Below are 12,187 nucleotides of genomic sequence, written 5' to 3' on the forward strand. Positions count from 1 at the left end.
AATTATTGATACTTATTAGGGACAAAAAACTCAAACGTACTTCCTTCGCCTTCTTTACTACTAAAAGATATATCTCCTTTTAAATTTTCTAAATGATGTTTCACAATGTTTAACCCTATTCCTGTTCCTTGAGTTAACAAAGCATTTTCAGCTCTAAAATAGCGTTTAAATATATTTTTTTGATCATTTTCTGGAATACCAATACCATTATCTTTCACAGTAAAATGAGTATTTTCTTCATTTTGATGAATAAAAACATCGATGAGTGTATTTTCTGAAGAATACTTTATTGCATTATATAATAAGTTAGATAATGCTAATTCTACTATTTTTTCATCTTGATACAATGAAATTCCATCTATATTATCAGGATAATTAATACGTTGACCTTCTTTTAACATCATATTTGCATTGTAAACAACCTCGTTTACAACCTTACTTAACTTAAAGTGAGAAGGTTTATAACTTATTTTACCACGCTCTAATTTTTCTACAGATAAAAAATCATTTAAAATATTATTCAAATAATGTACCTTATCTGTTATAGTTTTAATGTGTTTATCTCTCTTTTCTTGTTGCTCAGATAATTTATATTTACTTAACAACATTGCTGATGTTAAAATTCCACTTAACGGTGTTTTGAACTCGTGAGATACTAACGATAAAAATTTAGTTTTTAACTCGTTTAACTCTTTTTCTTTCTGAAGTGCTTCTTTAGCATTTTGCTCGGCAACCAAACGTTTTTTATTTTCATCATCTAACTCTGTATTTACCGTTTTTAATTGTTGAATTGCATCACTTAACTCCTGAGTTCTCTCTGCTACTTTTTGCTCTAATTGAGCATTTAATTCATAAATTTGATCTTGTTGTTGTTTCCTTAACGTAATATCTACTGCTAAAGCCATTACATACGTTTCCCCTTCAACTGTAAAAGGGTTTAAACCAACTTCTACCGGAAATATATTGCCACATTTTTTAACACCATACAAATCTCTACCAACCCCCATTTGCCTTGTTTGGTTGTTTTTCATAAACTTACTTACATGGCTTTCGTGATTTTGATGATAATCTCTTGGGATTAAATTAAGTAATGGTAGACCTTCCAGCTCTTTTTTTGAGTAATTAAACATTGTTTCGGCAGACTTATTTGAAGCTACTATTTTTTGTGCTGTATTAACTACAATAACACCTTCAGATACAGCTTCAAAAAGCACAGAAAAAAATTCTTTTTCTTTATTAAACATTGATAAATGGGTGGTTTGAGCATATAAAATTACAAAATATATACTTTTGAACACCAATCTAAGCTTATCAATTGGTATAAAATTTTACATTTGCAGCATGGATTTATCAAGTATTACTTTTACAGATTGGATTGGCTATTTAGCCTCGGCACTTTTAATTATTTCTTTTATGATGAAGAATGTTAAAACCTTACGTATTATTAATTCGTTTGGTTGTGCTGCTTTTATTTATTACGGAGTTTTATTAGGAAATGATATGCCAATTATTATTACCAATGGTTTTATTGTGGCTTTCAACCTTTATTACCTTTTTATAAAGAAAGATTAATAAAAAAACTCACTATTATAGTGAGTTTTTTTATGCTTTAATAGTTCCTAAATGCTTTAGTTTCTTCAAATACGGCGCTTAAAATTCGTTGTTCAACAGCATCATATTCAATATTTCTTCTACGCATTACTACTTCTACAACTTCATCTACTTTATTTAATTTATATTCTGTAAAACCAGAAGCTCCTCCCCAGCTAAAAGAAGGCACAAAATTTCTTGGAAAACCACTACCAAAAATATTTGCTGATACTCCTATTACTGTTCCTGTATTAAACATGGTGTTAATTCCACATTTAGAGTGATCTCCCATTATTAAACCACAAAACTGAAGACCTGTTTTTGCAAATCTTCCGGTTTCATAATTCCATAATCGCACTTCTGCGTAATTGTTTTTCAGGTTAGAATTATTAGTATCGGCTCCTAAATTACACCATTCACCCAACACAGAATTTCCTAAAAATCCGTCATGCCCCTTATTAGAATACCCTAATAATACCGAATTATTAACCTCTCCTCCTACCTTACAATAAGGTCCCAAGGTTGTTGCACCATAAATTTTGGCTCCTAATTTTAATACTGAATTTTCACACATTGCTAATGCACCTCTTACCACGCAACCTTCCATTATTTCGGCATTCTTCCCAATATAAATAGGACCTGTAGTAGCATTTAAGGTACAAAAAGTAAGCTTAGCTCCTTTTTCAATAAAAATTTGCTCTTTACCAACACATTGCACAGTATCTGGTATTGGTTCAGACTTTCTATCTTTAGTAATTAACTCAAAATCTGATCGAATAGCGACATCATTTAATGAAAATATATCCCACGTATTTTTAATTTGAATGCAATCTTCCTCAAATTCTATTTGCTTATAATCTTCAAAATTTACCTCCTCTTGCTCATCTGTAGTATAAAATGCTATAACATCTTCACCTTTAAAAATTGCTTCGTTAGGCTGTAGATTTTTAACCATTGTAGCTAAAACTTCATTAGGTAAATAAGAAGCATTTAGCATAATGTTTTGCGCTAACTCTACCATTGGGTATTTTTCTTCTAAATACTCTTCTGTTATTGTTGAAGTTGTGTAACCAAGGTATTTTTCCCATTTTTCTCTAATAGTTAAAATACCAACTCTAATATCGGCAACCGGACGTGTAAATGTTAAAGGTAATAATGCGGTGCGAACATCACCATCAAATAAAATATAATTCATTTTGTATACTGTTTTGAAGCTATACAAACTTACTATTTTCGTATTCAAGTAAAAATATAAATCTTACTTTTGTTATTATGAAAAAAATATTAGCACTTATTTTATTGGGTATCTTAATAATAACAGCAATGTATTATGCTTTTATTTATTACATACCTTACAGTGAAGGAATAAGATCTGGTGAGTTAATAAAATTTAGTCGTAAAGGTGTTATGATTAAAACTTGGGAAGGTGAAATTAGTCAAGGAATTTCTGGAGCTCAAATTTTTAAGTTTTCTGTTGAAAACAAACAGAAAGAGGCTATATATGACTTACAAAAATACCAAGGTCGTTATGTAAAAGTGTATTATAAAGAACGATACGGAACTTTCTTTTGGTTAGGGGATAGTAAATATTTTATCACTAAAGTAGAAGAAGAAAAATCACCACATTTTAGCGGAGGTAGAAATTATGACAATGAAGAATAAATACAAACATGTAGAGGAAACACAAATATCAATATCTGAATTAATGTTGCCTTCATTTGCTAATTTTAGCGGAAAAATTCATGGAGGTTATATATTAAATTTAATGGATCAAATTGCTTTTGCTTGTGCCTCTAAACATTCAGGAACTTATTGTGTAACTGCATCTGTAGATACTGTTGATTTTTTAAATCCAATTGAAGTTGGTGAATTAGTAACCATGAAAGCTTCTGTAAATTACGTTGGTAAATCGTCAATGGTAGTTGGTATTCGAGTAGAAGCTCAAAATATTCAAACAGGAAACGTAAAACATTGTAACTCTTCTTATTTTACAATGGTTGCCAGAACTGATGATGGAAAAAGCAAACAAGTACCTGGCTTAATTTTAGATAGCGATTTAGAAGTACGACGTTTTTTAAAAGCTATCAAAAGAATTGAAATGAAAAGAAAAAGACAAGACGAATTTGATAGTGATGACTTTATACCAAATGATTATTTAAAAGAACTAGAAAACTACAATGTACAAGTTAACTTGAAGAAATAATTAATTTTCACAAAAAGTTTGACACTCCTGTAAAAAAATAAAAAACAACTACTTATATCTTTTTGAATTAAATAAAAACCCCGTTTTCTGAAAGCCTTGAAATGTTTTTTGTAAGGACTTAATTTAATTAAGACTAACACAAAAAATATTTAACAATGAAACAATTTTTATCAATACTTGCCATTACATTGGCTTTTCAAGTTACTACTGCACAAATAGCTAATTCTGCAGAGGAAATTTCACCATTATTAGTAGGTGAAAAAATTCCAGCAACAACTGTTACTAATTCAAAAGGTAAAGAAATTAGTACTTCTGATATTTTTAAGCAACAAAAAACAGTGTTAGTAGTTTACAGAGGTGGTTGGTGTCCATATTGTAATCGTCAATTAGAAGGATTACAAAAAATTGAAGACGAATTATTAACTTCAGGTTATCAAATCATAGCTGTTAGTCCAGATAAAGTTTCTAAAGATGCTAACAAATTTTCATCTAAATATGAATTGATTTCTGATAGCTCAACTCAATTAATTCAAAATTTAGGTATCGCTTTTAAAGCTCCTGAAAAATACGGAGATATGTTAGGTAAAGCTTCTGGAGGAAAAAATAAATCTGCATTACCTGCTCCATCAGTATTTATTATTAATAAAGAAGGAGTTATTTTATATGAATACATCAGTCCAGATTACAAAAATAGAATTGACACAAAATTATTGTTAGCTACTGCCAAAGCTATACAATAACATATTAACTATCCTATGTTAACTAAAAACGAAGCAATAGCTTCGTTTTTTTTATTTTACAACACTTTATCATTAACATTTGTAAGTTGTTAGATTTTTTAAGACTAAGGAGTTGTATTTAAATTATAATAACATGAAAAAATTAATTCTTTCCCTTATTCTCACTATCACAACTAGTTTTGTTATTTCACAAACCTTACCTGACTCACCTAAAAAATTAAAATCTTTACCATTAGGTACAAAAGTACCGGATACAGAAATTGCTTTATTTTCAGGTAAAAATATGAGTACCGATAAGCTTTTTGACATTAAACAAACTATTTTAGTGGTTTACAGAGGTGGTTGGTGTCCGTTTTGTAACAGACAATTAAGTGGGCTTGCAAAAATTAAAGATGATTTACTTTCATTAGGCTATCAATTAGTAGTAGTTAGCCCAGATTCAAGATCTACCGTAGAATCTAAAAGATATTCTCAAAACTACATTGTAGCTTCCGATTATAATACACAATTAATTAAAAACCTTGGTGTAGCCTATCAAGCTCCTAAAAAACTTTCAAAAACCTTAAAAAAATACTCTAACGGAAGAAATTCATCAGTAATACCTGCACCTTCTGTTTTTATTTTAAATAATGATGGGGAAATTCTTTTTAAGTTTGTAAGTACCAACTTTAAAAAACGTATTAGCTCTGAATTATTACTTTCTATTGCTGAAGATTATAAAGAGGAAAACTAATAAAGAACCTTAAAACAAAAAAGCTGCTTGATGACAAGCAGCTTTTTTTTATGTAAAAATCAATATATTATTTACTTAAATACATTTTTCTTCTTGCATATAAGTCGTAAAAAGCATCGTCTCTTAAACTATCAATAAACAAAATGCTTTCTCCTGTACTTTTCATCTCTGGTCCAAGCTTCTTATTTACATTTGGAAACTTGTTAAACGAAAATACTGGTTGCTTAATTGCATAACCTTCTAGTTGTGGATTAAAGTTAAAATCTGTAACCTTTTTCTCACCTAACATTACTTTAGTAGCATAATTAACATAAGGCTCTTTGTATGCTTTTGCAATAAACGGAACTGTACGAGAAGCTCTTGGATTCGCTTCAATAATGTACACTTTATCATCTTTTATGGCAAACTGAATGTTTATTAAACCAACTGTATTTAATTCTAAAGCAATCTTCTTGGTATACTCTCTAATTTGTTCCATTACTAACTCTCCTAAGTTAAAAGGAGGCAGCGTTGCATTTGAATCTCCAGAGTGTATTCCACATGGCTCAATATGCTCCATAATTCCAATGATGTACACATTTTCTCCGTCGCAAATAGCATCTGCTTCTGCTTCAATTGCTCCTTCTAAATAGTGATCTAATAATAATTTGTTATTTGGAATCTTACGTAATAAATCTACTACATGCTCTAATAACTCTTCTTTATTAATAACTATTTTCATTCCTTGTCCCCCTAATACGTATGATGGTCGAACCAAAATTGGGAAGTCTAATTCATCTGCTAAAGCTAAAGCTTCATCTGCATTTGTAGCAACACCAAATCTTGGATAAGGAATATTATTTTCTTTCAATAAAGTAGAGAAACTTCCTCTATCTTCTGCTAAATCTAATGCTTTATAACTTGTTCCTAAAATTGGAATACCATAACGATCTAACTTTTCAGCTAATTTTAAGGCAGTTTGTCCTCCCAACTGAACAATTACACCTTCTGGTTTTTCATGCTTAATGATGTCATAAATATGTTCCCAAAAAACTGGTTCAAAATATAATTTATCAGCTGTATCAAAATCTGTAGAAACAGTTTCAGGGTTACAGTTAATCATGATTGTTTCATAACCACATTCTTTAGCTGCGTATACACCATGAACACAGCAGTAATCAAACTCAATACCTTGTCCAATTCTATTAGGTCCAGAGCCTAAAACAATAATTTTTTTCTTGTCTGAAACTACACTTTCGTTAGCAACTTGTTTAACTCCGTCTGCAGTTTCGATTTCTTGTTCAAAAGTTGAGTAATAATAAGGTGTTTGAGCTTTAAACTCTGCAGCACAAGTATCTACTAACTTATATACACGCTTTATACCTAACTCTTCACGTTTTTTATAAACTTGACTTTCTAAACATTCTAACATATGTGCAATTTGACGATCACCATATCCTTTTTGTTTAGCTTCTAGTAATAACTCTCTATCTAAAGTATCAATTGTAAACTTAGATATCTCTTTTTCTAATTCATAAAGCTCTTCATATTGCTTTAAGAACCACATGTCAATTTTGGTAATATCGTGGATTTTAGACAAAGGAATTCCCATTTGTATAGCATCATAAATGGCAAATACTCTATCCCATGATGCATACTTTAATTTATCTAATATCTGATTATAATCGGTGTAGCTTTTTCCATCTGCACCAATTCCGTTTCTTTTTATTTCTAATGATTGCGTGGCTTTATGAAGTGCTTCTTGAAATGAGCGTCCAATTCCCATCACCTCACCTACTGCTTTCATTTGTAAGCCTAACGTTCTGTCAGAACCTTCAAACTTATCAAAGTTCCAACGTGGTATTTTAACGATTACATAATCTAAGGTTGGCTCAAATAAAGCTGAAGTAGATTTTGTAATTTGATTATCTAATTCATCTAATGTATAACCAATTGCTAATTTAGAGGCTATTTTTGCGATTGGATATCCTGTTGCTTTTGATGCCAATGCAGATGAACGCGATACACGTGGATTAATTTCTATCGCAATAATGTCTTCTTTCTCATCTGGAGAAACCGCAAACTGAACGTTACATCCACCGGCAAATTCACCAATTGAGCGCATCATTTTAATAGCCATATCACGCATACGTTGATATGTTTTATCAGATAAAGTCATTGCTGGAGCTACAGTAATAGAATCTCCGGTGTGAATCCCCATCGGATCCATATTTTCTATAGAACAAATAATAACAACATTATCATTATCATCGCGTAATAATTCAAGCTCATATTCTTTCCATCCCATCATAGCTTTATCAATCATTACCTCATGGATTGGAGAAATTTCTAGTCCTCTTGTTAATGATTCATCAAATTCTTCTTCATTGTAAACAATAGATGCTCCTGCTCCACCCAAGGTAAATGAGGCACGAATACATAACGGAAAACCAAACTCTTGTGCAATTTCTTTTCCTTTTAAATAAGAAGTTGCAGTAGCTTGAGGTGCCATTGGAATGTTAATTTTAGTCATTAACTCTCTAAATTTCTCACGATCTTCAGTAATGTTAATAGCATCAATATCTACTCCTATAATCTCTACACCAAAATCCTCCCAAATTCCTTTTTCATCTGCTTCTATACAAAGGTTTAATGCTGTTTGTCCTCCCATAGTTGGTAAAACAGCATCAATTTGTGGGTGTTCTTTTAAAATTTTAATGATCGACTTTGTGTTTAATGGCAATAAGTACACGTGGTCTGCCATTGAAGGATCGGTCATAATTGTAGCAGGGTTCGAGTTAATTAAAATGGTTTCAATACCATCTTCTCTTAATGAACGTAACGCTTGAGATCCCGAATAGTCAAACTCACATGCTTGACCAATAACAATAGGCCCTGATCCAATAATTAAAATCGATTTAAGGTCTTTTCTTTTTGGCATGATTGTATTTGTTGTGTTGTTGTGTAATAAAAGTATAAATTATTTAGTAGTTAAAAAAAAGGTGTTACTAAAAAATAGTAACACCTTTATATTAACAATTGTAAAATCATTATTTCTTTGGTCTTGGAGCTGAAGATACAGTTAATGCCTTTCTTCCTTTTGCTCTTCTTCTAGCTAATACTTTTCTACCATTAGCAGAAGCCATTCTTTCGCGGAAACCGTGTTTGTTTCTTCTCTTTCTTTTCGATGGTTGGTAGGTTCTTTTACTCATTTTAAATATCTTAAAAACTTAAATAAATTGAATCGTTGCTAATAGTGAAATTCCGACTGCTAAAAGCGATTGCAAATATACAATCATTTTTTATTCTAACAAGGTTAATTTTACAATTTTTAAAATATTTTTTTTGAAGCAATTTTTAATACAAATTATTTGCCCTTATTTTCAAACATCGTACTTTTGCGCAAACCTAACAACACCATGAACAACACAAAGTATGTATTTGTAACAGGAGGCGTTACTTCATCTTTAGGAAAAGGAATTATTGCCGCTTCTTTAGCAAAATTATTACAAGAAAGAGGCTACTCGGTAACCATTCAAAAACTAGACCCTTATATTAATATTGACCCAGGAACTTTAAACCCTTACGAGCACGGTGAGTGTTATGTAACGGATGATGGTGCTGAAACTGATTTAGACCTTGGTCACTACGAACGTTTTTTAAACATTCCTACCTCACAAGCTAATAATGTAACTACTGGTAGAATATATCAATCTGTTATTGATAAAGAACGTAGAGGTGAGTTTTTAGGAAAAACAGTACAGGTTATACCTCATATTACTGATGAAATTAAAAACCGTATTCAAATTTTAGGAAATACAGGTAACTATGACATTGTTATTACTGAAATTGGAGGTACCGTTGGTGATATAGAATCGTTACCATATGTAGAGGCAGTTAGGCAATTAGAATGGGATTTAGGTGAAAACAATACTATTGTAATACACCTTACTTTAGTTCCTTATTTAGCTGCTGCTGGTGAATTAAAAACTAAACCTACACAACACTCTGTAAAAATGTTAATGCAAAGTGGTGTGAGCCCAGATATATTAGTATGCCGATCTGAAAACGAAATTTCTGATGACATTAAACGTAAATTAGCTCTATTTTGTAATGTAAAACAAAAAGATGTTATACAATCTTTAGATGCAGAAACAATATATGATGTTCCTAACTTAATGCTTGATGAAGGTTTAGATAGTGTGGTTTTAGAAAAATTAAAACTATCTGATGTTAATCCTCCTAAAATGGATAAATGGAATAACTTCTTAAGCAAACATAAGAACCCTAAAGAGTTTGTTGAAATAGGACTAATTGGTAAATATGTAGAATTACATGATTCTTACAAATCTATTACAGAAGCTTTCATTCATGCCGGATCTACTCATGAAACCAAAGTAAATGTTCGTTGGATTCATTCTGAAGAATTAAATCCAGAAACTATAGAAACTGAATTGCAAGGTTTAAATGGTATTTTAGTTGCTCCAGGTTTTGGTGATAGAGGTATTGAAGGTAAAATTGCAGCTGTACAATATGCACGTGAAAACAATATTCCGTTTTTAGGTATTTGTTTAGGAATGCAAATGGCAGTTATAGAGTTTGCTAGAAATGTACTTGGATTAAAAGATGCCACTTCTACAGAAATGAATCCTGAAACAGCAAATCCAGTAATAAACCTAATGGACGAACAAAAAGATATTACTGATAAAGGTGGCACTATGCGTTTAGGTGCTTGGGATTGTGAAATTTCTACTGACTCAAAAGTGTATGAAGCATATCAAAACACATTGATTAGTGAGCGACATAGACACCGATATGAGTTCAATAATGATTATAAAGCTCAAATTGAAGCTGCAGGCATGATTGCAACTGGAGTAAACCCCAAAACAGGTTTGGTAGAAATTGTTGAGTTACCAAATCATCCTTGGTTTGTTGGTGTTCAATACCACCCAGAATATAAAAGTACCGTTTTAACTCCACACCCTTTATTTGTTAACTTTATAAAAGCGGCGTTAGAACAATCGAAAAAATAAAAGTAAAAAGCCTTAATGAAATTCATTAAGGCTTTTTTTTATGCAAATTTGATAGATTTAGAAGGATGAATATTGGCTATTATTTTTGACGGGACCAACAACATTAACAAACATAAAAACATGGTTCCTACATTTAATAAAAATAAATGCCACCAGTTAAAAAATACTGGCACCGTTGATACATAATATGTTTCGGGATCTAGAGGAATAATTTTAAAATAATGTTGTACAAACAACAAAACCAATCCTATTAAATTCCCCCATAACAAGCCTTTTAATATAAGATAGCCTGCATTGTATAAAAATACCTTTTGAATGCTCCAATTTTGGGCTCCTAAAGCTTTTAAAATTCCAACCATTTGTACACGCTCTAAAATAAGAACTAATAAAGCCGTAATCATGTTAATTCCTGCAATTAAAATCATAATTACCAAAATAAACCAAACGTTATTATCAAATAATTTAATCCACTCAAAAATAGCAGGAAATTGATTAATTATGGTTGTACTGTTTAATGTAGCACCTGTATTACTGTAAATTTCATTTCCTTTTACTTGTATTTCATCAAAGTTATTAAGTAATACCTCAAAACCTCCAACTTGATTTTCAGTCCAACCATTTAATCGTTGAACCTCTCTAATATCTCCTAAAATAATTGAGCTATCAAACTGGTCAAACCCAGTTTTAAAGGAGCCTACAATTACAGGCTTTCTTCTTTTAAAAGGGACTTTTGAGTTTTCTGCGCTAAACCATACCTGAATTGTATCACTAACCTTTAATTGAAGCCTGTTTAAAATAAGTTCTGAAACAATAATCTCTCTATTTCTAGCTTGTTTAAAGTTAGGCAACCTGCCTTGGGTTAAATATTCTTCAAAAAAAGAAAAATCATAGCCTTCATCTACTCCTTTAAAAATAATCCCTTCAAAATCGATTGTAGTTCTTATAATTCCGCCTTTATTAGCGTAAATCTGTACATTTTTAACACCTTTTACATCTTTAAATTCAGGATAAAAATCTTGGTTTATATCAATAGGAACTGTAGATACATCAGAATTATTATTGTCATAATTAGTAATTTGTACATGCCCTTTAAAACCTGCTATTTTATCTCGTATTTTATGCTGAAAACCAGCTGTAATAGCTATAGATATCATCATTATTGCAACCCCCAATGCAATTGCTAAAACCGCAATTTTTATTATTGGTGATGAAATAGTATTTTTACCTCTTTTGCCTGCAATTATTTTTTGGGCAACAAATAATTCGAAATTCAATAGTTGTGATTTTTTTCTATTTCAAAAGTATCAATTAAAACTTAAAATCATACACTATGTATATTGATATTTACTTATGAGAAAAGCTACATTTAATGATAAAGATTTAGTTGTTGATATTTTATCTCAATCTTTTAATGAGAATAAATCGATAAATTTTGTGGTTAAACAAGATAAAAAAAGAGCCCAAAGAGTAAAAACTTTAATGGAATATTCTTTTTTTACAGGGATGAGTAGCGGTGCTGTATATATTGATGATACTAATTTAGCTTGTGCTATTTTTTTACATGAAAAGAAAACTACCTTATCATCTATTTTATGGGATTTAAAACTTGTATTTAAAGTTATAGGTATTAAAAACGTGTTTAATGTTTTAAAAAGAGAGCAAGAAATAGCAAAAAATCAACCCAAAAGTGATTTTAAACATCTTTGGTACTTAGGTGTTTTTCCAAAATCACAAGGAAAAGGAATAGGATCAAAATTTTTAACAGATCTTCTAGATTTTTATAAAAATGATTTAATTTATCTTGAAACCTCAACATTAAGGAATTTACCTCTATATAAAAGACATGGTTTTTCTATTATTAATGAAATAAATTTAGGTTATAAACTGTTTATATTAAAAAAGTAAGTAA

The 12,187-nt window shown here is 30.5% G+C and carries 12 protein-coding genes; 7 read left to right on the forward strand and 5 right to left on the reverse strand.

The features are described from left to right. Window positions 1-2: 2 nt before the first annotated feature. Entirely contained in the window at window positions 3-1,244 is a 1,242-nt protein-coding gene (locus ACFQ1U_RS10285) for a PAS domain-containing sensor histidine kinase (RefSeq protein ID WP_386108009.1), read from the reverse strand. 97 nt (window positions 1,245-1,341) lie between these two features. Between ACFQ1U_RS10285 and ACFQ1U_RS10290 the strand changes: the two genes are divergently transcribed. Continuing rightward, on the forward strand, window positions 1,342-1,572 hold the full coding sequence (locus ACFQ1U_RS10290; RefSeq protein WP_386108011.1) for a uroporphyrinogen decarboxylase: 231 nt from the start codon (window positions 1,342-1,344) through the stop codon (window positions 1,570-1,572). A 37-nt stretch (window positions 1,573-1,609) separates the two neighbouring features. On the opposite strand, the gene ACFQ1U_RS10295 is transcribed toward ACFQ1U_RS10290, so the two are convergent. After that, window positions 1,610-2,785, reverse strand: coding sequence for a GlmU family protein (locus ACFQ1U_RS10295; RefSeq protein ID WP_386108013.1), 1,176 nt, complete (start codon window positions 2,783-2,785; stop codon window positions 1,610-1,612). A gap of 77 nt (window positions 2,786-2,862) precedes the next feature. Here ACFQ1U_RS10295 and ACFQ1U_RS10300 point away from each other — a divergent pair, with 77 nt between their 5' ends. From ACFQ1U_RS10300 to ACFQ1U_RS10315, 4 genes are all read left to right on the forward strand, one after another. Beyond that, a complete protein-coding gene (locus tag ACFQ1U_RS10300) occupies window positions 2,863-3,252 on the forward strand; it encodes a 6-phosphogluconate dehydrogenase (protein ID WP_386108015.1) in 390 nt (129 codons plus the stop codon). Further along, window positions 3,242-3,793, forward strand: a complete 552-nt coding sequence (locus tag ACFQ1U_RS10305) for an acyl-CoA thioesterase (RefSeq protein WP_386108017.1) — start codon at window positions 3,242-3,244, stop codon at window positions 3,791-3,793. The genes ACFQ1U_RS10300 and ACFQ1U_RS10305 overlap by 11 nt, the downstream gene beginning before the upstream one ends. A gap of 155 nt (window positions 3,794-3,948) precedes the next feature. Further along, on the forward strand, window positions 3,949-4,533 hold the full coding sequence (locus ACFQ1U_RS10310) for a peroxiredoxin-like family protein (protein WP_386108019.1): 585 nt from the start codon (window positions 3,949-3,951) through the stop codon (window positions 4,531-4,533). A 133-nt stretch (window positions 4,534-4,666) separates the two neighbouring features. Then, entirely contained in the window at window positions 4,667-5,266 is a 600-nt protein-coding gene (locus ACFQ1U_RS10315; RefSeq protein ID WP_386108021.1) for a redoxin domain-containing protein, read from the forward strand. A 67-nt stretch (window positions 5,267-5,333) separates the two neighbouring features. Here ACFQ1U_RS10315 and carB read toward each other — a convergent pair whose 3' ends face one another. Both carB and rpmH read right to left on the reverse strand, forming a co-directional pair. Continuing rightward, a complete protein-coding gene (carB, locus tag ACFQ1U_RS10320; RefSeq protein WP_386108023.1) occupies window positions 5,334-8,186 on the reverse strand; it encodes a carbamoyl-phosphate synthase large subunit in 2,853 nt (950 codons plus the stop codon). A 109-nt stretch (window positions 8,187-8,295) separates the two neighbouring features. Continuing rightward, window positions 8,296-8,457, reverse strand: coding sequence for a 50S ribosomal protein L34 (gene rpmH, locus ACFQ1U_RS10325; protein ID WP_320417135.1), 162 nt, complete (start codon window positions 8,455-8,457; stop codon window positions 8,296-8,298). A 207-nt stretch (window positions 8,458-8,664) separates the two neighbouring features. Between rpmH and ACFQ1U_RS10330 the strand changes: the two genes are divergently transcribed. Then, a complete protein-coding gene (locus ACFQ1U_RS10330) occupies window positions 8,665-10,278 on the forward strand; it encodes a CTP synthase (protein ID WP_386108026.1) in 1,614 nt (537 codons plus the stop codon). A gap of 38 nt (window positions 10,279-10,316) precedes the next feature. On the opposite strand, the gene ACFQ1U_RS10335 is transcribed toward ACFQ1U_RS10330, so the two are convergent. Further along, window positions 10,317-11,552, reverse strand: coding sequence for an ABC transporter permease (locus ACFQ1U_RS10335; RefSeq protein ID WP_386108028.1), 1,236 nt, complete (start codon window positions 11,550-11,552; stop codon window positions 10,317-10,319). A 76-nt stretch (window positions 11,553-11,628) separates the two neighbouring features. Here ACFQ1U_RS10335 and ACFQ1U_RS10340 point away from each other — a divergent pair, with 76 nt between their 5' ends. Continuing rightward, window positions 11,629-12,183: a GNAT family N-acetyltransferase gene (locus tag ACFQ1U_RS10340; protein ID WP_386108030.1), complete on the forward strand. Its 555-nt coding sequence runs from the start codon at window positions 11,629-11,631 to the stop codon at window positions 12,181-12,183. Window positions 12,184-12,187: the final 4 nt, after the last annotated feature.

It is taken from the genome of Tenacibaculum geojense (assembly GCF_042676005.1).
Taxonomy (GTDB): domain Bacteria; phylum Bacteroidota; class Bacteroidia; order Flavobacteriales; family Flavobacteriaceae; genus Polaribacter; species Polaribacter geojense.